Source organism: Streptomyces sp. AC550_RSS872 (assembly GCF_019049285.1).
Lineage (GTDB): Bacteria > Actinomycetota > Actinomycetes > Streptomycetales > Streptomycetaceae > Streptomyces.
Window position 1 is genome coordinate 190,777 of sequence record NZ_JAGMUL010000058.1, and the last position, 22,160, is coordinate 212,936.

Sequence of the window (22,160 nt, forward strand, 5' to 3'; positions counted from 1 at the left end):
GCGGTGCCTGGTACCGCGTCGTCCTACGCCGGCACCGGCCTGGCCCGGGGTTCGCGGCGGACGCGGTGCCGGTCCACGAGACGCCCACGGAAGTGCCGTACGGACTCAGCCCGCGCGAACGGGAAAAACTGCGGCGCGCTGTTGGAGGCTCTCGCCGAGGAGGCCGCCGAGATGGACCGGACCGACGGCGAACGGACGGACGGACGGACCACGGAGAGGAGCGGATCCGCGTCATCGCACGGCGGGCCCAGGCCCCTACGCGGGCGCCGGGCCGCCCCCTTCGGCGGCGTACGGCTGAAGCGGCAGCGCGGTGGTGACCTCGAAGCCGCCCCCCGGACGGTGCCCCGCACACAGGTCGCCGCCAATGGAGCGGGCGCGCTCGCGCATGCCCATGACGCCGAAGCCCCTGCTCTGCGCGGCGTCGGCCTCGGGGGCCCCGGAGGCCGCGGAGGCCCCGGCGGCTACCGGACCGTCGTTGCTGACGGTGATCGTCAGCCGGGACCCGGTGTACACGAACCGGACGTGCGCGGCCTGGGTGGAGGCGTGCTTGGTGACGTTGGTGAGCGCCTCCTGAACGATCCGGTAGGCGGTCAGGTCGACGCCCGGGGACAGGTGCTGCGGCTCGCCGTCGGTGGTGACCGTGACCTTGAGCCCGGCCGACGCGCACGCCGAGACCAGCTCGGGCAGGCGGGCCAGCCCCGGCGACGGCTCCAGCGAGGCGGAGTCCGGGTCGCCGTTCTGCCGCAGCAGCCCCAGCGTGGCCTTCAGCTCGCGCAGCGCGGACGACGTGGTGCCGGTGAGGTCGGTGAGGATCGCCTTCGTCTGCTCGGGACTGGTCAGCGCGAGGTGTGCGGCCGTACCGGCCTGGGCGTTGGCCAGCGCCATGTGGTGGGCGACCACGTCGTGCAGCTCACGGGCGATCCGCATGCGCTCCTCGGTGACCCGCAGCCTGGCCTCCTCCTCCCGGGTGCGCTCGGCGTGTTCGGCCCGGGCCTGCACCGCCGCCAGGTAGGCGCGGCGCAGCCGGGTCATGTTGCCGGCGGCGAGGGGCAGCAGCAGCCAGAACAACGGGCCCAGCGTCCTCAGCAGCAGCGAGATGTGGTCCATGGAGTCGGAGATCGCCGCCGCGACGATCACCGCCACCAGGGTGGAGATGCCGTACGCGCGGGTGGTCCTGCGGTCGGTGAAGGTGGCCAGCCAGTAGAGCGCCGCCATGACAGGGGCCAGCAGCAGGGGGGTGAGCAGGTACCCGAGCCCGACCACGATCGTGGCGCAGAGCGCGCACACGACGACGGCGACCCGCGGGTGGGTGCGGTGCTTCAGCAGCGCGAGGCAGGACACGCCCATGAGGGCGGCGGCGGTCCGGTCCTGGTCCGGCGGGTCCGCGCCGGGCAGCGTGAGCATGCTGCCGAGGGTCGCGCAGCCCATCAGCGCCATGACCAGCACCACGTCGATGGCGAAGGGATGGCGGTCCGAGAACTCCTCGATGCGGTCCGCATAGCGCCGCTCCGGGCTGGTCGTCATCGTGCTCTCCGGTCGGTGGGCTCGGTCCATGGTGGCCGCCTGCGGTACGAACGGCCGACGGGACCGCCCGTGTCCTTGGTCACGGGCGGTCTCTGTGGGGCGGGGTGGGCGGGCTACGCCGGTCGGATCAGGTGCGCGCCACGTCCATCTCGGCCGCCCGGGCCGGATCCGCCCCGGCCTCCACCTCCGCCTCCGCGTCGGCCTGCGCCGGCGGCTCGGACCGTCGGCTGAGCGCCTCCCCCTCCACGTCCACCCGGGGCAGGATCCGGTCCAGCCACTTCGGCAGCCACCAGGCCTTGTCGCCGAGCAGGGCGAGCACGGCCGGCACGATCGCCATCCGTACGACGAAAGCGTCGAGGAGTACGGCAGTGGCGAGACCGAAGCCGATCATCTTGATCATGGAGTCGCTCTCGCCGATGAACCCGGCGAAGACCGCGATCATGATCAGCGCGGCGGCCGCGACCACGCGGGCGCTGTGCCGGAAGCCGGAGGTGACCGCCTGCCGGGCCGGCTCACCGTGGACGTACGCCTCCCGCATCCGCGAGACGAGGAAGACCTCGTAGTCCATGGCGAGCCCGAAGACGATGCCCACCAGGAAGATCGGCATCAGGCTCATGATCGGCCCGGTCTGCTCCACGCCCAGCAGTTCGGCGCCGTGCCCCTGCTGGAACACCACGACCACGGCACCGAGGGACGCCAGCACCGACAGCAGGAAGCCGAGGGCCGCCTTCAGCGGGACGAGCAGCGACCGGAAGACCACGAGGAGCAGCACGATCGCCAGCCCGACCACGACGATCAGATACGGCACCAGCGCGGCCTGCACCTTGTCGGCGATGTCGATGTTCATCGCGGTGGTGCCGGTGACCTCGAAGGTCGCCCCGGTCTCGGCCTCGACCCCGGACCGCTCGCCCCGGATGGTGGTGACCAGGTCCTTGGTCTTCTCGTCGGTCGGCGCGGTGGACGGCACGACGGAGAACACGGCGGTGTCACCGGCCTCGTTGAAGCGGGCCGGGGAGACGGACACGACGCCCTTCGTGCCCCCGATCTCCTCGGAGATCGTGCTGACGGCGCCCTTGGCGTCCTCGTCGCCCTTGGCGTCCACGACGACGGTGAGCGGCCCGTTGAAGCCCGGCCCGAAGGCCTCGGCGAGCGCGTCGTAGGCCCGCCGCTCCGTGGTGGCGGTCGACTTGGCCTCATCGCCGGGCATGCCCAGCTGAAGGTCGGTCATCGGCACGGCGAGCGCCCCGAGTCCGACGACGCCGAGCAGCAGCACGGGCAGGGGCCGCCGCAGCACGAACCGGGCCCAGCGGGTGCCGCCGTTGTCGGCGGCGTCCTCTTCCACCCGGCCGCTCTTGCGGGCCCGCAGGGACAGCACGGCGTTCGGCCAGAAACCGAGGAACGCCGGGACGAGCGTCAGCGCGATGAGTACGGCGACGACGACCGCGCCCGCCGCGGCCAGCCCCATCTTGGTGAGCATCGGAATGCCGACGACCGAGAGCCCGGCCAGCGCGATGACGACGGTGAGCCCGGCGAAGACGACCGCGGAGCCGGCCGTACCGACCGCGAGTCCGGTCGCCTCCTGCGGCGTGCGGCCCTTGGCTCGCTCCTCGCGGTACCGCGAGACGACGAACAGGGCGTAGTCGATGCCGACCGCGAGGCCCAGCATCATGGCGAGCGTGCCGGTCGTGGTGGACAGCCCGAGCGCGTCGGACAGCGCCAGGATGCTCGCCATGCTGACGCCGACGCCGATGACCGCGGTGAGCAGCGGCAGCCCGGCGGCCGCGAGGGAACCGAAGGTGACGAGGAGCACGACGGCGGCGATGGCGACGCCGATGCCCTCGGCCGCCCCGCCCGGACCGCCGCCGTCCTGGAGGGCGGTGCCGCCGGCCTCGACGGTCAGCCCCGAGTCCCGGGCATGCGCGAGGGCTTCCTCCAGGTGCCTCCTGCCGGCGTCGGTGAGGTCGTTGGCGCCGACCTTGTAGGTGACGGTCGAGTACGCCGTCGTACCGTCCTTGCTGACGGCCCGCGCCTGGAACGGGTCGACGGCCCCGGCGACCTGCGACCCCTGGCCCAGCTCGGCCACGGCCTCCTCGACGGCCTTCCTGTTCTCGGTTGCGGTCACCTTCTCACCGCCCGGCGCGACGAACACGACCCGCGCGGTGGCGCCGTCGGCGGTAGCGCCCGGGAAGCGCTCCTCCATCAGGTCGAAGGCCTTCTGCGACTCGATGCCCGGCATCGAGAACTCCTCGTCGGCCGCGCCCGGGGCCTTCAGCGCACCCAGTCCGACGGCGGCCAGCACGGCCGCCCAGACCAGGGCGACGTACCAGCGTCGCCGGAAGGCCAGACGGCCCACTCGATACAGGAAAGTAGCCACGGCAGGGGGTCTCCACATCTGGGACTCGAACGTCTGCCCAGACTCTCGGGACCGGGTGTGCCGTGTCGTCGTGCGGCTGCCGACAATCGCCGGTACTGAGAACGCAGTACGGGCGGGGCGAAGGGTCCACCCAAGGGACCAGGCCCGGGGAGCGTCGGTCGTACGGCGCTCACTCGCTGCCTGGTCCCCCGCGCGCCGGTGGGGCGCTCGGCCGAGGCTCGGCCGAAAGGCGCCACCTCGGGTACATGGTCGCTGCCACCCGTGCACGCGCCAGCCTCCGCCGTCAGGGATACGGCCTGGCCAAGGGCCTACTTTCGGTCCCTGTGCCTGCTTTCGGTCCTTCGGCTGATCAGCGTTCCGGCCTGGGCCCGCTCGAAGGCGATCCTGTAGGAGAGCGGTGCTCCAGCCCGAGTTCGGTCGTGGCGCCGGTATCGGCTGGCCCACTTCGACGCACACGCCCGGGAAACAGAGTGAGTCGTCATCGCGGGTGCGCGTAACGCTGCCCGCGCCGGGACGCGAGGGAATTTCCGCGCCCTCAACTCCCCGGCAACCTTTCGGGCCTCGGCGACCACTGACACACGGACGACTCCGACTCCCTCCCCAGGAACCCCAGCCCCACCCACCCCGTAAGGACTCACCCGTGGCATCCCCTTCCCACCGCCGGCCACCCCGCAAGTGGCGCGGCGCCCTCGTCCCCGCGGTGGTCGTGGCGGCCGTCGCACTCGCCGCGTCCCTCCTCATGGCCCTGCGCCCCGACGGCACCTCCACGGCCGGCCACACCGCGACCACGCCCACCGCCGACAGCAGGTCGGCACCCGCGCGGACGACACCGAGCCCGAGACCGACCCCCAAGCCGAAACCGTCCAAGGCGTCCCCGACCCCCAGCACCACGAGGACCACCCCACCGCCCGGCAAGCCGACCGCACCCCCGGCGGACTCCGCGGCCAAGTCCACCACCCCGCAGCGCGCTTCGGGCTCGGCCCCACTGGCGGGCCGTATCCGCCCCGGTGCCAGCTACGAAGGAGTCGCCACCTTCTACGACGCCGGAAACGGCAACGGCGCCTGCCTGTACGGCCCCACCGCCGACGTCATGACGGCGGCGATGAACCACACCGACTACGAGACGTCCAAGGCCTGCGGGGCGCACGTCCTGGTCCGCGCGGCGAACGGCGCCTCGGTCACCGTCCGCATCACCAACGAGTGCCCCCTGCCCTGCGCTCCCGGCCAACTCGACCTCAGCGCCCAGGCGTTCGCCAAGCTCGCGACGCCTTCGACCGGTCGCATACCGGTCACCTGGAGCCTGCTGAGCCCTGGCACGTCCGACAAGATCGCGATCCGCTACAAGACCGGTTCCAGCGTCCACTGGTGCGCCATCCAGGCGCTGGACCACCGCAACCCGCTGGCCCGCCTGGAGGTCCGTGACGCGGGCGGCACGTGGCGCCAGCTCCCTCGCACCGACTACAACTACTTCCTCTCCGAGCAGGGGAGCGGATGCGGGGGCGCGATCAGGATCACGGACATCTACGGGGAGACGTTGACGGTGAAGGGGATCGCGATACGCCCGGACGTCGTGCAACCGACGGGGGTCCAGTTCGCGGCGCGCTGACCCGCAGGCGGTAGGCGCCACGGCCATCCCGTGACTTCAGGGGGTGTGCGCGACCCCCTGAACGAGCGGAGACGACGGAGCATGAACAGCCGTACGGGAGGCCCTCGCCGGGTGCCCGGGCGGCGGCGGGGCGGCGCCCCGCGCAGACCGTGGAGATCGCCGGAACGGCGGAATGACCGACGGTGCCCGTCGGCCGCCAAAGGGCCAAAGGGGAGGAACCCCGGCCGACGTGCGGCCGGGGTTCCTTCAGGCGGTGCGTATCAGACGGGTCAGCGCTGAAGGGTGAGGACACCCGGCCGGTACGGCCACTTCAAGTAGTCGGTGCCGCTCGCGGTGGCGCCCCTGCCCTGGTACAGGAATTGCAGGTTGCAGGGGTCGATGGTCTTGGTCTGGTCGGGGTTGTTGCGGACCAGGTCACCGTGGCTGATGTCGTTGGTCCAGGTGGCACCGCTGTTGGCCTTGCCCGCGAAGGGGTTGCTCTCGGTGCCGGCCTGCTCGGTCCAGGTCCCGTTCAGGCTGGTGGCGGTGAACGAGCGGAAGTAGCGCCCGTTCGCGCCCTTCGCCTCGACGATCATGAGGTACTGGTTCTGGCCCTGGACCTTGTAGACCTCCGGCGCCTCGAACAGCTTGTCCTCCGTGTCACTCAGGACCGTCGTGTACGACGAGCCGAAGTTACCGGGGAAGTTTCCGATCGGCATGCTCGCCTTGTAGATCTTGCCGTTGTCACCGGCGAAGAACAGGTACATGTTCTGGTCGTCTGCGATCAGGGTCTGGTCGATCGGGCCGGTGGGGGAGCCGTCGGTGGGGGAGGCGACCTTGGTGGGCAGGGTGCCGGTGAACAGCGGCTGCGGCGCGGACCAGCTGTTGGGGTCGGTCGGGTTGCTCGACGTGCGGTAGTTGAAGGGCCAGCCGCCGGCCCACTGGGAGGCCATCACCCAGATGTTCTTGGGCGCGAAGTAGAACAGCGTGGGCGCCACCGCGCCCTGGCTCATGGCGGTCTGGGGGGCCGTCGCCATGTCCGACCAGTTCGTGAAGGCACCGAAGCCCATCGAGCGCCAGTTGGTGCCGTCGGAGTACGTCCCGTAGACCAGGTGCTTGCCCTGGTACGTCACGGTGGTGAAGTCCTTCAGCGCGGACCACCCGTTCGCCGGCTGCGCCAGCGCGCCGGTCGAGGTCCACCGGTACGTCGACGGCAGAGAACACGTGGTGCCCGACGCGGACAGGCCGGACCACTTCTGGTTGCTGCCGCCGTTGCACGTCGCGATCTCCACCGCAGTGCCGTTGGCGGTACCGGCACCCACGACGCTCAGGCACAGCCCTGACTCCACGCCGACGACCGTGCCGTCGCCGTTCACCCGCCACTGCTGGTTCGTACCGCCGTTGCAGTCCCAGATCACCGGCCGGGTTCCGGACGTGGTGGCGTGGCCAGGGACGTCCAGACACTTGTTGCCGTACACGGTCAGCTGGTTGCTGTCCGTCAGCGTCCACTGCTGGTTGTTCCCGCCCCAGCAGTCCCAGATCTGGGTGCTGGTGCCATTGGTCTGACTGGCGCCCGGCACGTCGAGACACCGGTTGGAGCCGGCGCCGCGCAGGGCGCCGCTGGTGGCCGCCTGGGCGGCCGGGCCGGCGACCAGCAGCGCCGCCGCCGAGACGATGGTCGCGGTCGTTGCGGCGAGAACCGCGGACGGACGTCTGCGGCTGGAGCTGAGTCTGTGCATGGGGACCTCGTGTTTCTGAGGGCGCGGCTCTGCCGGTCCCTGGGAGGCTGTGCGAAGGGTGGTGCTGCACGACCCCGCTTATGTTCGTCATTTCGAACACAGGTCGTAGTATCGAGCAAGTGGATAATAAAGATCCGGCCACCGGCGTCAATACTTCTCACAGAATTCACGAGCCAGAAAATTCATGAGCCGGAAAGGGGTCTAGACCTCGCCATCCTCGACAGCCGTCGTAACGACGGCGATCCGTCTGCCGCTGGATCTCACCTGCCCGGTCGGTAGCCCCGCTGTACTCCCGGGTTGACGGAGCGGCGTAGCTGTAGCGGGCCCGTGGCGAGCAGGTGGCGGGTGGGGTAGGTCATGCTCGGTCACGTGGCCGGTGCGACACGGGCCACGGCCCATTTCACGACGTCGGCGGGGGCGGACTTGGATAGGTGCTCAGCGCGTCTCCGTGTAAGGCCGGTCAGACTCGGTGTCTCTTCGGGCAGTTTCGGAGGTTTCCGTTCTTCGAGAGGAGAATAGGGAGGGGTGGACCGTCGAGCAGGTGAAGGCGCAGGCCCAGCCCGATGTGCGCGCACCGGTTGTGCAGGTCGATGCCCCAGAGCGTCGCCGTGCCGACCAGCGTGCCGCCGGCCAGCTCCACCACGGAGAACGGGACGGACGCCTCCTTCGTGTCGTCCACCACGAGCTGCGGATCCTTGACGCCTGGCGTGATCGGCCGCCACGGCCCGCCTTCGGCCCGCGAGGCGTTGACCACGTCGTCGTAGAGCTCGGCCCGCAGGCCCGGTATGTCGTCCTCGTGCCGGGCCCTGAGCCCGACCTTGTCGCCCTTCAGCATGCGGGAGAACGTCCAGTCAAGGGCCCGCCGGCCTCAGTGGAGGCAGAAGCAGAACGGATGGCCGGCCGGGTCCGCGTAGACGCGCCAGTTGGCCCCCGGGCGCAGCTGGTCCGTCCGCTCCAGCACGGTCGCGCCGAGCGCGAGCGCCCGCTTCTCCTCCGCGTCGAGGTCGTCCACGTCGAAGTCCAGATGGACCTGCTGCGGGTGCTCCTGCCCGGGCCACTCGGGCGGCCGGTAACCCTCCGCCCGCTGACAGGCCAACGGCGTCCCCTCGAACCCGTGCACCTCGACCCACTCGGGCGCCTCGGGGTCCGCGACCACCCGGCCCCCGAGCAGCTCCGCGTAGAACTCCGCGAGCCGTAGCGGATCTGCACAGTCCAGCGCGACCGCCTGCAACTTCCGGATCACTTCCGACACCCCTCGCTTCTTCGGCCGCTCTTGCGACGCTCCGTACGGAAGGGGGCGTACCCGCCGCTGCGGGAGGCATGCGCGGCGGCGTGCCGGACGGCGCCGGGCTTCACCCGGCAGGGAGGCGGAACGGGGGACGCCGCGATGCGTCCCACCACGCCCCGCCCTGAGCAGCCTCAGGCGCGGCGGCGTTGATCACGTCGGTTCTTGCGGGCCGCGGCGAGCGCAACCTTCATCCCGGGCCGCTCGCGCACGCGGATGCTGTTGCACCCCTGGAACGGGCCGGTGCACTCAGAGACTTCGAGGGTGTCGACCTACGACGGGAACTCCCGGGTGCGGGTCCGGACGGGGGCGTGGCCGAGACGGCTCGCCGTCGCCACCCCCGCGACGCTGATCAGCTGGTCGCCGAGCAGACGTACTACCGGTGACACAGTGATCGCGGCCCGGGTGATCAGTGCTTCGCTCGCGTGCGCTCAGGGTCGGCAAAGCTGCCGGTAGGGGACTTCGGGGAGGAATTTGTTCCAAGCGGCTGGGGACAGCGGAGCTCCGGCGCGTGCGCACACCGAGTCGACGGCTCGGTCCGGATCGATGTCGTACTTCTGCCACGGCACGTGTTCCCCCGCGGCATACAGCGTGCCGCCGTCCGGGCTGAAGGCCAGGGACAGGATGCCGTCGCCCGGAGTGCGCAGGGCCGGGCCGAGGGGTTGTTGGGAGGTCATGTCCCACAGCTGGAGGGTGCCCTGGTTCCCGGCGACGGCGAGGGCGCTGCCGTCCGGGGAGAAGACCACCGCGGTCGCCCCCTCGAATTCGCCGGGTGCGGCGCGCGAGAGGGTGCCGGACAATGTGCCCAGCGGAGTACGCAGGGTGCCGTCCCACAGGGAAACCTTTCCCCAGTCCGTCGCCACGGCGATCCGGCGGGCGTCCGGGCTGACCGCGAACAGGCACTCGATGCATTCCCCGAGTGCGTCGGGCAGGGTCTTGCCGTCGGACACCCTCATCAGGGCACCGGTGTCCGTCAGGAGCTTCGTGCCGTCGGCGCTGAGCGCGCGGATTCTCCGGACCTCCTCGCCGCGGTTGCCACGGTTCGGCTCGGGCAGGGTGCGCAGCCGCTTTCCGCTGCGGGTGTCCCAGACCTCGATTCCGGTATCGGCTCCGGTGGTCATCGCTTCCCGTCCGTCCGGGCTGAGGGCCACTGCCATGAATCCGAAGTCCGAGTTCCCGGGGGTGAGTGCCCTGACCTGCCGGTTTCTTCTCGTATCCCATACGCGGATCCCGTCTGCGCCGTACGGGATGGGCGACTCGTCGAGGCCGTAGGCGAAGCGGTCCCCGTCGGTGCTCAGCGACATGTCCAGGAAGCGGTCGTCGTCCTCGGCTGGGGCAGGCCGCTCAATCCCGGGAACATCCGCCGTGGCCTTGCCGGTGCGCGCGTCGAGCAGAGTGAAGCGAACGGCCCGGGCGCCCGCGCGGGCCAGAGCCAGTGTGCTGCCGTCCGCGCTGAACGTGGCGTTGTCGACGGTGTCCGCACGCCACGACGAGATGACGGACCTGCCCAGATCGAGCGTATGCACCACGAGTCGGGTACCGCTCCCGTTTCCGACGTAGCGGATCGCACGGGAACTCATGTCGAGTTCGATGGTGGCGGGGTCCCCGTACTCGTCGGCCAGCGCGTGGCGGAAGACCGGGGCCTGCGGCCGGTCAAGGCGCCAGAGCAGGATCTCGTTCCTGCCCGCGCCCGCCACGAACTCCCCGTCATCACTGAAGGCATACTGCCCGGGGGACGTCTGGCTGAGCATGGGCAGCTCCTTCCCGGAGGAGAGCCGCCAGCGTCGCAGTCCCTGCTCATCCGGCACCGCCAGGGTGTCCCCGTCGGGCGCGAAGTGTATGTCCCACGTGGTCGAGCAGGGCACTTGCGTGATCCACTCGGCAGCCGACCGGCGGTCCTGGCGCAGGTCCCATAGCTCGGCGCGGCCATCGTCGGTGCAGTAAGCCAGCAGGCGGGCGTCCACGCTGACGTCCGCCATCAGCACATGGGGGGCGTCCGGGGCGGAGAGCAGCCGCCGCCCGGTGCGCGTGTCCCACACCTCTGTGCCCCCGTCGTCGGTGCTGAAGTACATCGCCCGCCCACTGCTGCTGAATCCCACGGAGGACGAGGTGGAGTCGGAGTCGGATCGGGTGGGGCCGAAGGCGGGGCCGCGGTACCGTCCGGCGCGGATGTCCCACAAACGCACCTGCCTTCCGGCGCCCGTCGGGATGGCGACCGTCGCGCCGTCGGGGCTGTGTTGGACGCCTGCCTCCAGGTCCACGTCAAGCGGCAACGGGCGGTAGGTGCCGGTCACTCGGCCTGTCTCCGCGTCCTGCACCGTGATGCGCCGCTTCTCGACGCTGGTGAAGGTGCGGCCGCCGTCGCTCAGGAACTGCGCGCCGTCGTAGTCGGAGGCCGGCCCCTCGAACCTCGCGCGCTCCCGCTGCTCCAGGGCGCCCATCAGCGCCGCCTTGGTCTCCGGAGTACGGCTCAGTTCCCAGGCGGCCACACTGAGTTGGAGTGCCAGCCGGGGATCGGAGGAGCGCAGCGCGTTCGCCGCGGTGGCGGCCTTGCGGGCCGCGGCGAGAACCCGCTGCTGGTCGCTCTGCTGAGTCTGCTGCCAGGCGACGACACCTGCCAGGAGGGCGAGCACCACCACCGCGGACAGCGAGCCGACCAGCGTGCGCAGCCGGCGTGTGGCCCGGGTCGCCGCCCGCCGCTCCTGATCGCGCGCTGCGGCACTCGCGGTGAGGAAGTCCGCCTCCAGCACAGTGAGGGCGCCCCTGTACTCGGGCGTGGCGAACGCCTCCTCGACCATGGCCAGCCGGGTGCCGCGGTACAGGGCTCCCGGGTCGCGGCCGAGTTCGTCCCAGGTGCGGGCCGCCTCGGTCAGCCGCCGGTGCACCCTGAGCTGTTCGCGTTTCTCGTCGATCCAGCCGGACAGCCGCGGCCAGGCGGTGATCAGCGCCTCGTGAGCGAGGTCGACGGTGTTCTGGTCGGTGGTGATCAGCCGCGCGCGGGCCAGCCGGTCCAGGACCGGGGAGACGTCCGCAGCCTCGACAGGGATGTGCGCGGCCTCGACAGGGATGTGCGCGGCGCTCGTCGGACCGGGTGCGAAGTCGAGCTCGGAGCGGTCGACGGGGCGGCGGGTGTCCTGCGATCCCTCGCCGGGGGTGATCAGCCGCAGCAGGACGAGGCGGGCGAGCTGGGCGTGCTCGGCGGAGAGCCCGGCGTAGATGTCCTCGGCGGTCTGGGCGATGGCACCGTGGACGCCGCCCGCGGCCTCGTACGCTTCCTCGGTCAGTGCCCGGCCGCGGCGGCGCCGCCAGATCTCGCGCAGGACGTGGGACAGCAACGGCAGGCCACCGGGTTCGCCTGCGATCTCGTCGACGAGGCGGGCGGTGAGGGCGCGTTCGACGATGAGGCCCTTGGCCTGGGCCGGTTTGATGATCACTTCGCGCAGCTCGGCGGGGTCCATCGGGCCGACCAGCACGGTTGCGTCCTGTAGCGCGGAGGTCAGCCGGGGATGTGCGGCGCACCGGCCGAGGAAGTCGGCGCGTACCGCGATCACTACGCGCAGCCGACTCGCTGAGTCGGTGGCGGCCAGGAGGCAGTCGATGAACTGGTCACGTTCACCGGGGTCCGTGCACAGGGTGTACAGCTCCTCGAACTGATCCACGATCAGCCACGTGTCACCGTCCCCATCCGCTGGCACCAGCCGCTGCCCATGTGTGCGCAGCGGCTGCTCTCCTGGAGTGAGCACGCGTACGGCAGCCGGCCGCGGCCCGGCGATGTCAGGGCTGCGCAGGAGCGGGATGAGGCCGGCACGCAGCAGGGAGGACTTGCCACTGCCCGACGGGCCGAAGACCGCGGTGAACCGGCCGGAGCAGGCCCGCTGGAACAGGCGCTCAGTGAGTCCGTCACGGCCGAAGAACAGAGCGGCATCGGCCGGTTCGAAACGGGCCAGCCCCCGATATGGGGACTCGGTGTCCCCGTCCTCGGCCTGGGGTTCGGCCGCCACCTCCGCGGCCGCCTCACGCCACCGCCCCTCCCACTCGGCCGGGTCGCCGCCACAAGCCTGGGCATAGGCGCGGACGACCGGCAGGGTCGGCAGCCGCTCACCGCCGGCCGCCTGCGACAGCGTGCTCGCCCCCTGCCCGGTGCGCTGCGCCATCACCCGGTACGACGGACTGCCGGCCTCCGAACGCAGCTTCCGTAACTCGGCGGCGAAACCCTGCACCGGCCCCTGACTCGCATCAAGTGGGCTTTCCGGACGCCCCGCCATCGACAGCACCTCCACCGGTCACCCGCGTCCCCCGTGGATGCGGAGCAAGGTTCGTCAAACTATGCATCCCCGTGACACGAGGGCAATCCGAAAGCGCCTTCTTTGGCCAGCACTGCAATGACGTGCCCGTGACCTGCACCGCGGCCATTGATCAGAGCGGCGGAACAGGCTGCCCATTCAATTCCGGCCCCGCTGAACTCGATGTCGTCAGCCCCGGATGCCCTGGCGCCGAGGGGGACGGAGCACGGCGGCCGTCTCGCAGGGGGGAGCAGGCGGCTGCCGTGTCCAGGGATCCGGGGCCGGCCCCATCAGGCGGGCCTCAAGGAGAACGGCCATCCCCATCGGCCTGCGTGCACAGGCCCGCAGCGAAGCAAAGGAGATGCAGCAGTGAAAAAGATCAAGCACCTCACGCTGGTGGCCGCGGCCACCCTTGGGAGAAGAACAGCGTCGCCATCGCCTCCGACGAGTCCTTCTCCGGCTGGACCAGGACCTTCACCGACCCCCGTCTCTGCGCGGCCATCGTCGACCGCCTCACCACCACCCGGGCCCGAGCCGAACAACAGCCGGTCGGCTGAACTGAGACGGACCAGCAGTCGCTGAGCACCGCCGCAGACCCCGAAGACACGAGCGACCCACTGATTCGATCGGGCCTCGAAAGAAAGGAGTCCCAGGCATGAACCTCCGCAAGCGCCCTGCCAAGGTGCTGGACTTCGAGGAGTACGTCCACACGCGGCACGACGCTCTGCTGCGCAGCGCCCGCAGCCTGGTCAGCGACCCGCTCGACGCCCAGGATCTATTGCAGACCGCGTTACTACGCACCTACCGCCGGTGGGAGCACATAGCGGACAAGCAACTCGCAGACGCATACCTGCGCCGTGTCATGATCAACACCCGCACGGAGTGGTGGCGGGCCCGGAAACTCCAGGAGCTCCCCTCCGCACAGCCGCCGGACACGAGCGTCGAGGACTCCGCCGAGCAGCACGCCGACCGCGCGCTGCTGATGGACATCATGCGAGTGCTGGCGCCCCAGCAGCGCAGTGTCGTGGTGCTGCGGTACTGGGAGCGGATGTCCACGCAGGAGACGGCCGCCGCCCTCGGCATGGCGCCCGGAACGGTCAAGAGCACTCTGCACCGGGCGCTCGCCCGGCTCCGTGAGGAGTTGCAGCACCGCGACCCCGACTCTGCTTCGGCGTCAGCCGCCGGCCGTGGATGCCCAGCTGCTGGACGCCGGGCACGATGATGCGCCGGATGCACCACGTCTCCGACGCCAACGGATGTGAGACGTCTGGGGGTTCAGCCGCCGTTGTTGGGACGATGGCCTCATGGAGAAGGGCGAGGACAGCGAAACGCCGTCTGCACGCTGCACCTTGAGGCTGCGGGTATCGGCCGAGCCGGGTGCGGAAGAGGCACTGCACGGCAGGATGGAGCTGTCGGCCCGGACGCCGTAGCCGGAGCAGATGGGCTGCGCCCTACCGTGTGAAGCCCCGAACTCATAGCGTGGCTTCATGGGATGGCTGACGCTGATCAGTACCTTGAGCGGCGGCGTGCTCGGCGTTGGCTCAACGCTGGTCGTCGAGTCAGTACGTACGAAGCGAGACCAACGACTCCGGCATGCAGAGCTACGGCGAACTGCGTATGTCCGATACCTCACTGCGATGACGGAGACTGAGACAGCATTACAGACACTCGCGTTGAGTCACCCAACGCCAATCGCGAGTAGTGATGTGGTGGCTGCGTTCCGCTCGACCGGCGTGATTGCGGCCAGGTACGAGTTGTTTCTGGTGGCACCAGCCAGCGTCTACGACGCCGCCCGTGAGGCCTACGACCTCCTGCGGGCGATGCGCGTTGCCATCGCGACCACCACGGTCTTGGTAGGTGATGACTCGGTCGAGTGGCAGGCGCTGCACACACCGTACGACACCGCCTTGCGCAAGCTCCGTGCTGCCATGCGGGACTCACTTGGCCCGGCCTTCGACTAACTGATCGTTTCAGAATGAGCGCGTGGGTGGCGGAGACAGATGAGGCTGCGGGCCAGCTCGAGGGGGGACCTGGACGCCCGGGTCCTAACGTAGGGCGGCGGCGACCAGGCCTTCGAGCGCCTCGCGCGGTACTTCGCCGCCGCTCACCAGCCGGTCGAAGACCAGTCCGTCGATGCAGGTCAGCAGGATGTGACTGCGACTCTCGACGTCCGTCACGCCGTGCGCGGCGAGGAACAGCCGGACAGCGTCGCGGCCGGCGTTCTCGCGGGGTACGAGGATCTCGCGCAGCTCACGGTCACGCACGCTCTCGACGGCGCAGGCGTAGCGAGCGAGCGAGCGGCGGCGGCCGTCGCCGGTGAGGCGCTGTCGGGTGAACAGCACCATGCCGTCCACCAGTTCCTCGACGGTGCGAAGGGGTGGAAGCTCTTCGGCCATCGTTTGCAGTTCCGCCTGGTCGAGTTGGACCAGGCGTGTGACCAGTGCGGTGAGCAGCGCGGCTCGGGTGCGGAAGTAGGCCGACGTGGTGCCGGGCGGCATGGCGGCTTTGCGGTCGACTGCACGGTGGGTCAGGCCGCGGACCCCTTCGTCGGCAAGTACGTCGAGAGCCGCGTCCGCGAGGAGGGTGCGCCGATCCGAAGCCATGACTCCTTTCTACACCTGTAGAGCCTCAGATAGAGTCACCCTTCTACAGATGTAGAAGGGTGAGGGCTTCGGCATGGGCAACACGGCAGTGGTGGTCGGAGGGGGCATCGGTGGGCTGGCCGCCGCGATCGGGCTGCGCCGCATCGGATGGGAAGTAACGGTCGTCGAGCGCGCCTCCATGCTGGAGGACGCGGGGGCGGGCATCTCACTGGCCGCCAACGGCCTGCGGGCACTGGATGAACTCGGCGTCGGCGACGCGGTACGGGATGCCTCGCGAGGCCAGTACAACGGCGGCACTCGCACACCACAGGGCGGATGGCTGACCCGGATGGACGGCTCGGCGCTGGAGAAGGCCGTGGGCACACCGATCATGGGCATCCGCCGCTCCACCTTGCACCGACTACTTCGCGACTCCCTGCCCGCCGAGGCACTGCTGATCGGCTCCGAGGCGGACTCGGTCGAGCAGCCCGGCCCCGGGACGGTTCGAGTCGGCTGCGGCGAGACCGTCCTGGACGCCGATCTGGTAGTGGCGGCCGACGGCATCGGCAGCAAAGTCCGCAGCCATCTCTTCCCAGCCCACCCCGGTCCGGTCTACAGCGGCTCGACGGTGCTGCGCGCCATCACCGAGCAGGCGGTCGACCTGCGCACCGACTTCGAGCTGACCTGGGGGCACGGGGCCGAGTTCGGGCACATCGCCTTCCACGACGGGCGGGCCGAGTGGCACGCCGTCCTCGACCTCCCCGCCGGGACGCGGTTCGCCGACCCACTGGACGAACTGCGCAGACGATTCCATACCTGGCACGACCCGATCCCCGCCCTGCTCGACGCGACCCGGCCCGCCGCCGTGCTGCACCACGACGTCAACGAACTCCGCACACCGCTCCCCTCGTACACGGTCGGCCGGACCGCGCTGCTCGGCGACGCGGCACACGCGATGCCCCCCAACCTCGGACAGGGTGCCTGCCAGGCGCTGGAGGACGCGGTCACCCTGGCCGCCGCGCTGGCCACCGAGCCCACCGTGAAGGCCGCGCTCGCTCGCTACGACGCCGAGCGCCGACCGCGCAGCCAGGCCGTCGCGCGGGCCGCCCGGCAGGCCGGGCGGATGGGCCAGCAGCTCTCCCACCCACTGGCCGTCGCCCTGCGGAACACGGCGATGCGGCTGACACCCTCCCGCGCCGCAACGCACATGATCCTTCGGCACCACGCCTGGGTCCCACCACAACTGAGCTGATCCGATTCGCGTCCCGCCAACTCACCACCAGACTCCTTCCGAGACAAAGTCGAGCTGCGGGTCTTGCCGTTGGCGGTCACGGTGGGCAGGGTGCCCGGGTGCGTGCTGATCTTGTTCCGGACTACCTGTGGGAGCGGGTGGCTCCCCTGTTGCCGCGTACTCCCGAGCGCAGTTACCGCTATGCATGAGCGGCTCGGTCTGACGGTTACTGCGGAGGGTTAGCGTGCCTGGCTGGACGATCCGTCGGAGGCGTGGAGCATCTCTCGTCCCCTCCTCACGGCCGAGCCGCCCCCGTTCCGCTCCCCGTGACACCCCTGGTCGGCTCCCCCGTCGGCGGAACCGACGGCACCGCGGTCGGCTCCGCGGTCGGCACCGCCGGGCCGCTCGGGGCCCGGGACACCCCGGCACCGGAGGTCTCCGTCGGCTCGGAGGGCGTCGCCCGTGGCGGAACCGTCGGAGTGGGCGAGGCCGTTCGGGGCGGTGACGCCGAAGGGGTCGGGGTCTCCGACGGGGAAGGGGACGGGGGCGTCGTGCGGTCGGTCGCCGGGGGTGGGGCCAGAGGCGGTACGGGGGTCGGCGGGCCGTCGGACGTGGCCAGGTGGAGCGGCAGGGCCGCCAGGAGGGCCACGGCGCAGGTCGCGCCCGCCCCGATCGCCGTACGCACCAGGCGTCGGCGGTTCGCCCTGCGGCGGATCGACTCGTAGCTGCCGGGGGGTGGGGCGAGGTAGTCCGAGGACGGGGCGAGGATCACGGCGAGGGGGTCGTCGGGGGCCGGCCCCGGGTCGTCCGCGTCGTCGTCAAAGCGTGTGGTCAAGGCTCCTCCTCAGGTGGACGCGGAGCAGTTCGCGGGCCGCGTGGAGGTCGGCCTTGACGGTTCCTTCCTTACGTCCGGTCAGCACGGACACCTCCCGGATCGGCATGTCAGCGTAGTAGTGGAGGAGGATCGGGGTGCGGAGGCGTTCGGGGAGGGACTGGACCAGCAGACGTACGGAGGGGTCCGCCTGTTCCGTGTGGGAGTTGATCGCCGCCTCCGTCGTGGCCCGGCGCATCGCCCGCCGTTCGCGCTCGAGTTTGCGCCAGTGGTCCCGGACCAGGTTGGCCGCCGTGACGTAGAGGAATCCGCGCGGCTCCTCCACCCGGCTCCAGCGCGCCCAGAGCCGGGTGAAGGCCTCGGAGGCGATCTCGTGGGCCGTCTCGTCGTCGTCGACGAGACGGCGGCACCAGCCGGCCAGGCGCGGGTAGAGGGCGGCGAACAGCTCGGAGGCCGCCCTGTCTCGGGACCGTTTCAACGCTCTCCCACGCTCGCCATGGTCATGAGGAAGTCGGCACGGCGGACGTGGCGCTCAGCTTCGCGAACACGATCACGTTGTCCCGGTACTCCTCGCCCTCCCGCGGTCCCCCGCACGTGATCAGCCGCAGCTCCGGACGGGCTACGTCCCCGTAGACGTCGTCCGCCGGAAAGTCCGCCTTGGCCACCGTCCGTACGGCACTGACCGTGAACTCCGCAGAGCTGCCGTCCTTCCTGCCCGCCACGATCCGGTCGCCCCGGCGCAGCCGGCCCAGGTCGCGGAAGACTCCGTCCCCGTACGCACCCACGGTGACATGACCGAGGATCACCGACGGGCCGACCTGACCCGGCGTCGGCGAGTGCCGGTACCAGCCCGCCCGGTCGTCGGCCGTGAGCGGCGGCACCTCGACCGTGCCGTCCTGCGCCAGGCCCAGCCCGATGACCGGGGTGTCGACCTCGATCGCCGGGATCCGCAAGCGGACGGGGGCCGAACGGCCCAGTGCGCGCGAGGAGTTCGCCGACGCCGAAGGCGTGCGGTCCGCACCGGACTCGTCCGCACCGGTCTCGTCCGCGTCCCTGCGTCGCCGGGAACCCGCGGTCGCGTCCTGCTGCTCCGCTCCCTGACCGGCGCAGCCCACCAGCAGCGAGGCCAGCGCCGCCGTGGTGAACGTCCGCCTGGACAGGGGTCGCGGGCCGGTCGCCGACGGCGTCACGCCCCGGTCGCCCGCCGACGCCGTACCACGAAAGCCGTCGCGCCCCCGGCGACCAGGACCGCTGCCGCGCCGGCGCCGAACAGGCCGGTCCGCTCGCTCCCGGAGCCCGAAGTGCCCGCCGCCTCGCCGGTGTCGGGCGCTCCGGACGGTACGACGGAGACTTGGCCGCCTCCGGGCGCCCGGGTCGGCTCGGCCGAGGGCATCGGGGTCTCCGACGGGTTGGAGGGGGCGGCGGTCGGGGGAAGGGTCGGTTCCGCGCTCGGCGTCGGGACGGCCGTCTCCGAGGGGACCGTGGCCGTCGGGCTGGGAACCGAGGTCGGGGAGGTGCTGCTGTGGGCGACCGCGGGCGCGGCGGTCGCGAACAGGGCTGTGCAGGTGAGGGCCAGGGCGCTGAGGACGGTTCGGCGCATCGGTTCGCTCTCTTTCGTCGGTCCGCCCGGTACTGCCGTACCGGGCGGGCTGGGTGACGGTCGAGCGGAGAGACGACGCGGGGGTGGGGTGGGTTGTAAAGAGATGGCAAAGGCGTTTGGTGCGGGGGACGCTCACCGGGTCGCCCTTGGCATGCGGTTCAGTTCAAGTGGTGGGTGTCATTGAGAGCCTGCACCGTGGCGGTGCCGTCCTCGTCGTACGTCACCGTCGACAGGGAGGCCGCCGCGACTTCCATACGGAACACGGTGTGGGGCGGGGCCTGGAGGGCGAGGCGGATCAGGGTTCTGAGGGGGACGACGTGGGAGACGACCAGAACCGTGGCGCCGGCGTACCGGGCCAGGAGGCCGTCTCGTACGGCGGTGACCCGGCGGGCGACCTGGTGCATGGTCTCCTCCGCGCCCGAGGGGGGAGTCTCGGGCGAGGCGAGCCATGCGCTCAGGTCGTCCGGGTAGCGTTCGCGGACCTCGGCGAAGGTCAGCCCCTCCCAGGCGCCGAAGTCCGCTTCCCGCAGGTCCCGGTCGATCCGGACGCTCAGTCCGAGGCGCGCGGCCACGCACTGAGCGGTCTCCCGGCAGCGCCGCATCGGTGACGTGACGACCGCCTCGACGGCGCCGCGGTGGGCGAGGGCGTCCGCCGCCGCCCGGGCCTGCCGGCGTCCGGCCGGTGAGAGTCCCGGGTTGGATCCTCCGCTGCCGGAGATCCGGCGCTCAGGGGTGAGCAGGGTCTCGCCGTGCCGCAGCAGTACGAGCGTCGTCACGTCACTCACTTCGAGGTCTGCGCGAAGTGGTCCCGTACGGCGTCGGTCTGCTTCTCCATGATGTCGATGATGCCCTCGACCACGTTCAGGTCGGCGTCCTCGGCGATCTCCAGGGTCCGCGACCAGTCGAAGAAGCTGCGGGCCGGGTCGTTGGTGATCGGGAACACCCGGATGGTGGCCTCGTAGCCGGCGACTCCGCTGGTGGGCGCGACGGCCCGGTAGGACTGGGTCCTGTTGATCTCGTCGCGGGCGGCGATCTCCTGCTGGACGACCTTGCCGCTGAGTGTGAGCTTGAAGTCGTAGCGCGCCGGGACTGTTTCGACCGAGCCGCCCTCGACCCAGCTGACGTCCCGGTGGACGTCCAGGTCGCCGGGGGACACGATCTCCAGGATCTGCATGGCGTCGCGGATGGTCGCCCACACGGTGTCCGGGTCGGCCTCAAGGACGGTCGAGTGGTACATGGTGTGCTTGCGCTGGATCTGGATCGGCATGGAGTGCTGCTCCTAGCTCTTGGCGACGAGGTGGTTTCCGAGGACCAGATAGTCGATCTCGGTGCCCATGAAGCAGTTCAGGGCGTCGGTGGGCGTGCAGACGATGGGTTCGCCGGCGACGTTGAACGAGGTGTTGATCAGGCAGGGCGTGCCGGTGAGTTCGATGAACCTCCGCAGCAGCGCCGTGAGCCGTGGGGTTCCCTCGTCCGTCAGGGTCTGGATCCGGGAGGTGCCGTCCACGTGTACGGCGCCGGGGATGCGGTCCTTGTACGCGTCGCGGACGGGGAAGACGAACGTCATGTACGGGGAACTGGTCTTGCGCCCCATGTCGAAGATCTCCGGCGCCTGCTCCTCGAGGACCAGGGGAGCGAACGGGCGGAAGGGTTCGCGGTGTTTGACCCGGGTGTTGATGATGTCCTTGATGTCGGCGAAGCCGGGGTTGGCGAGGATGCTGCGATGCCCCAGCGCGCGTGGCCCGTGTTCGACGCGGCCTTCGAACCAGCCGATGACGACCTTCCGCGTCAGCAGCTTCGCCACCTGGTCGACCACCTCGTCGTCGTCCAGGCGGGACACGACGACGCGGCCGGTGAAGCCTTCGAGGGCCTTCTCGATCGCGGCCTCGTCGTAGGCCGGACCCAGATAGGGGGTGACCGGCGCGGAGGCGGCGAGGATGTCCGCGGGGCCGGTGCCGGGGTGGTTGAGCCAGGCGTGGGCCGCGGCCCCGATGGTGATGCCGGTGTCGGAGGCGCCGAAGCTGACCTGCATGTCCGCGAAGCGGGAGCCTTCCAACAGCGGCGTGTTGTTCAGGCAGTTCAGGGCGACGCCGCCTTCGAACAGCAGCCGGTCGAGATCCGTCCTCTTCTCCAGGTGGCCGACCTGGTGGGCGGTGGCGACGTTCAGCATCTGCTGCGCGGCTGCGGCGACGCGGGCCTTGTATTCGAGGGTGTCCTCGAAGGGCCCGAAGTACTCCTCGAACAGGGCGTCGTGGCTGTGCGGGTCGTCGGTCCGAAGGGGCTCGGTGAAGGTGTAGCGGCCGTCGTCGTGCAGCCGGAGCAGGTGCTCGATGAACGGGTTCGGCGTCGGGGGCGTGGTGTATCCGGCCAGGCCCATCACCTTGTACTCGTCGTTGTTGGGGACGAAGCCGAGGAAGCGGGTGAGGGCGGAGAACAGGGTGCCGATGGAGTACTGGGCGCCGGTGACGGTGTCGTCGAAGACGGTGATCCTGCCGTCGCGGATCTCGCCCGTCAGCGTCGAGAAGCGTTCGGCGCGGCCGTCGCTGACGAGGAACGCGCAGTCCGTCATGCCGGCGAGGTAGTAGCCGGTCGTGGCGTGGGCCAGGTGGTGCGGCACGAAGCGGACCTTGGCCGGGTCGGGGCGGTGCCCGGTGCGGGCCTCGAAGTCCGCGAGCATCGCTTCGTGGCTGACGACCTTGTCGAACAGGTCGGCCATGTCGCCCATGAGGCGGGTCTTCGCGTCCTGCGGCATCGGCGAGGTGCGGATGCCGTCCAGGATCTCGTTCAGAACCTGGGTGGACCAGTTCCAGGGGAAGGCGAACAGGTCGACGTCACCGAACGTGATCCCGGCTTCCTCCAGGCACCAGTCGATCGCGTTCGCGGGGAAGTCGGTGGTCTTCTTCTCCCGGTTGAGGCGTTCCTCCTCCACCGCGGCGACCAGGCGGCCGTCGATCAGAAGCGCGGCGGCGGCGTCGTGGCCCAAGAGGTAGTGCTTGTTGATGCCGGTCGCGCCGAGGCGTTCGGAGAAGAACTCCGACACCTGGCTGAAACCATTACATCCGAGAACGATCACGGCAGTCTTTCCGGTCATGGGGCCTGCGATGGCCCGCTACGGCCTGTTATGG

18 protein-coding genes and 2 pseudogenes are annotated in these 22,160 nt (G+C 70.6%); 6 read left to right on the top strand and 14 right to left on the bottom strand.

Features of this window, described 5'->3' with window-relative positions; genetic code table 11:
* Window positions 1–255 precede the first annotated feature (255 nt).
* Together KUM44_RS23950 and KUM44_RS23955 are read right to left on the bottom strand one after the other, a co-directional pair.
* On the bottom strand, window positions 256–1,524 hold the full coding sequence (locus tag KUM44_RS23950; RefSeq protein ID WP_217210849.1) for a sensor histidine kinase: 1,269 nt from the start codon (window positions 1,522–1,524) through the stop codon (window positions 256–258).
* Window positions 1,525–1,651: 127 nt separating this feature from the next.
* Window positions 1,652–3,898, bottom strand: a complete 2,247-nt coding sequence (locus KUM44_RS23955; RefSeq protein ID WP_217210850.1) for an MMPL family transporter — start codon at window positions 3,896–3,898, stop codon at window positions 1,652–1,654.
* A 640-nt stretch (window positions 3,899–4,538) separates the two neighbouring features.
* Between KUM44_RS23955 and KUM44_RS23960 the strand changes: the two genes are divergently transcribed.
* Window positions 4,539–5,504, top strand: coding sequence for an RlpA-like double-psi beta-barrel domain-containing protein (locus tag KUM44_RS23960; protein WP_217210852.1), 966 nt, complete (start codon window positions 4,539–4,541; stop codon window positions 5,502–5,504).
* Window positions 5,505–5,773: 269 nt separating this feature from the next.
* Here KUM44_RS23960 and KUM44_RS23965 read toward each other — a convergent pair whose 3' ends face one another.
* The 4 genes and pseudogenes from KUM44_RS23965 to KUM44_RS23980 form a co-directional block, all read right to left on the bottom strand.
* On the bottom strand, window positions 5,774–7,222 hold the full coding sequence (locus tag KUM44_RS23965; protein WP_217210853.1) for a non-reducing end alpha-L-arabinofuranosidase family hydrolase: 1,449 nt from the start codon (window positions 7,220–7,222) through the stop codon (window positions 5,774–5,776).
* A 550-nt stretch (window positions 7,223–7,772) separates the two neighbouring features.
* Window positions 7,773–8,057 (bottom strand): annotated as a pseudogene (locus KUM44_RS23970) (GNAT family N-acetyltransferase); the annotation flags it as partial.
* A 33-nt stretch (window positions 8,058–8,090) separates the two neighbouring features.
* Window positions 8,091–8,465: a VOC family protein gene (locus KUM44_RS23975; protein WP_217210986.1), complete on the bottom strand. Its 375-nt coding sequence runs from the start codon at window positions 8,463–8,465 to the stop codon at window positions 8,091–8,093.
* A gap of 473 nt (window positions 8,466–8,938) precedes the next feature.
* Complete coding sequence (locus tag KUM44_RS23980) at window positions 8,939–12,727, bottom strand: helix-turn-helix domain-containing protein (RefSeq protein ID WP_254389974.1); 3,789 nt, start codon at window positions 12,725–12,727, stop codon at window positions 8,939–8,941.
* 479 nt (window positions 12,728–13,206) lie between these two features.
* Between KUM44_RS23980 and KUM44_RS23985 the strand changes: the two are divergent.
* The 4 genes and pseudogenes from KUM44_RS23985 to KUM44_RS23995 all read left to right on the top strand — a co-directional run.
* Window positions 13,207–13,347: pseudogene (locus KUM44_RS23985) on the top strand (ATP-binding protein); the annotation flags it as partial.
* Window positions 13,348–13,445: 98 nt separating this feature from the next.
* Window positions 13,446–14,012, top strand: a complete 567-nt coding sequence (locus KUM44_RS23990; RefSeq protein ID WP_217210858.1) for a SigE family RNA polymerase sigma factor — start codon at window positions 13,446–13,448, stop codon at window positions 14,010–14,012.
* An 82-nt stretch (window positions 14,013–14,094) separates the two neighbouring features.
* Entirely contained in the window at window positions 14,095–14,220 is a 126-nt protein-coding gene (locus KUM44_RS46850) for a hypothetical protein (RefSeq protein WP_302186038.1), read from the top strand.
* Between the two features lie 57 nt (window positions 14,221–14,277).
* Window positions 14,278–14,751, top strand: a complete 474-nt coding sequence (locus tag KUM44_RS23995; protein ID WP_217210860.1) for a hypothetical protein — start codon at window positions 14,278–14,280, stop codon at window positions 14,749–14,751.
* Between the two features lie 84 nt (window positions 14,752–14,835).
* Here KUM44_RS23995 and KUM44_RS24000 read toward each other — a convergent pair whose 3' ends face one another.
* Window positions 14,836–15,393 (bottom strand): TetR/AcrR family transcriptional regulator, encoded by a 558-nt coding sequence (locus KUM44_RS24000; RefSeq protein ID WP_217210862.1) that lies wholly within the window; start codon window positions 15,391–15,393, stop codon window positions 14,836–14,838.
* A gap of 73 nt (window positions 15,394–15,466) precedes the next feature.
* Here KUM44_RS24000 and KUM44_RS24005 point away from each other — a divergent pair, with 73 nt between their 5' ends.
* A complete protein-coding gene (locus tag KUM44_RS24005; RefSeq protein WP_217210863.1) occupies window positions 15,467–16,624 on the top strand; it encodes an FAD-dependent monooxygenase in 1,158 nt (385 codons plus the stop codon).
* A 274-nt stretch (window positions 16,625–16,898) separates the two neighbouring features.
* On the opposite strand, the gene KUM44_RS24010 is transcribed toward KUM44_RS24005, so the two are convergent.
* From KUM44_RS24010 to KUM44_RS24035, 7 genes are all read right to left on the bottom strand, one after another.
* Window positions 16,899–17,438 carry a hypothetical protein gene (locus tag KUM44_RS24010; RefSeq protein WP_217210864.1) on the bottom strand — a complete coding sequence of 180 codons (540 nt, stop codon included), beginning with the start codon at window positions 17,436–17,438 and terminating at the stop codon, window positions 16,899–16,901.
* Window positions 17,422–17,913, bottom strand: coding sequence for an RNA polymerase sigma factor (locus KUM44_RS24015; RefSeq protein WP_217210866.1), 492 nt, complete (start codon window positions 17,911–17,913; stop codon window positions 17,422–17,424). Before KUM44_RS24015 ends, KUM44_RS24010 begins: the two co-directional genes overlap by 17 nt.
* 22 nt (window positions 17,914–17,935) lie before the next feature.
* A complete protein-coding gene (locus tag KUM44_RS24020) occupies window positions 17,936–18,625 on the bottom strand; it encodes a class F sortase (protein WP_217210869.1) in 690 nt (229 codons plus the stop codon).
* Window positions 18,622–19,035, bottom strand: coding sequence for a Tat pathway signal sequence domain protein (locus KUM44_RS24025; protein ID WP_217210871.1), 414 nt, complete (start codon window positions 19,033–19,035; stop codon window positions 18,622–18,624). The genes KUM44_RS24020 and KUM44_RS24025 overlap by 4 nt, the downstream gene beginning before the upstream one ends.
* Before the next feature lie 158 nt (window positions 19,036–19,193).
* Entirely contained in the window at window positions 19,194–19,811 is a 618-nt protein-coding gene (locus KUM44_RS24030) for a histidine phosphatase family protein (RefSeq protein WP_374202069.1), read from the bottom strand.
* Window positions 19,812–19,816: 5 nt separating this feature from the next.
* Window positions 19,817–20,302, bottom strand: a complete 486-nt coding sequence (locus tag KUM44_RS45650; protein ID WP_254389975.1) for an SRPBCC family protein — start codon at window positions 20,300–20,302, stop codon at window positions 19,817–19,819.
* Window positions 20,303–20,314: 12 nt separating this feature from the next.
* On the bottom strand, window positions 20,315–22,126 hold the full coding sequence (locus KUM44_RS24035; protein WP_254389976.1) for a carbamoyltransferase C-terminal domain-containing protein: 1,812 nt from the start codon (window positions 22,124–22,126) through the stop codon (window positions 20,315–20,317).
* Between the last annotated feature and the right edge of the window lie 34 nt (window positions 22,127–22,160).

Coding starts and splice junctions, on each gene's coding strand:
- KUM44_RS23950 (WP_217210849.1), bottom strand. CDS start 1,524: ATGACGACCAGCCCGGAGCGGCGCTATGCGGACCGCATCGAGGAGTTC.
- KUM44_RS23965 (WP_217210853.1), bottom strand. CDS start 7,222: ATGCACAGACTCAGCTCCAGCCGCAGACGTCCGTCCGCGGTTCTCGCC.
- KUM44_RS23990 (WP_217210858.1), top strand. CDS start 13,446: ATGAACCTCCGCAAGCGCCCTGCCAAGGTGCTGGACTTCGAGGAGTAC.
- KUM44_RS46850 (WP_302186038.1), top strand. CDS start 14,095: ATGGAGAAGGGCGAGGACAGCGAAACGCCGTCTGCACGCTGCACCTTG.
- KUM44_RS23995 (WP_217210860.1), top strand. CDS start 14,278: ATGGGATGGCTGACGCTGATCAGTACCTTGAGCGGCGGCGTGCTCGGC.
- KUM44_RS24000 (WP_217210862.1), bottom strand. CDS start 15,393: ATGGCTTCGGATCGGCGCACCCTCCTCGCGGACGCGGCTCTCGACGTA.
- KUM44_RS24005 (WP_217210863.1), top strand. CDS start 15,467: ATGGGCAACACGGCAGTGGTGGTCGGAGGGGGCATCGGTGGGCTGGCC.
- KUM44_RS24025 (WP_217210871.1), bottom strand. CDS start 19,035: ATGCGCCGAACCGTCCTCAGCGCCCTGGCCCTCACCTGCACAGCCCTG.
- KUM44_RS45650 (WP_254389975.1), bottom strand. CDS start 20,302: ATGCCGATCCAGATCCAGCGCAAGCACACCATGTACCACTCGACCGTC.
- KUM44_RS24035 (WP_254389976.1), bottom strand. CDS start 22,126: ATGACCGGAAAGACTGCCGTGATCGTTCTCGGATGTAATGGTTTCAGC.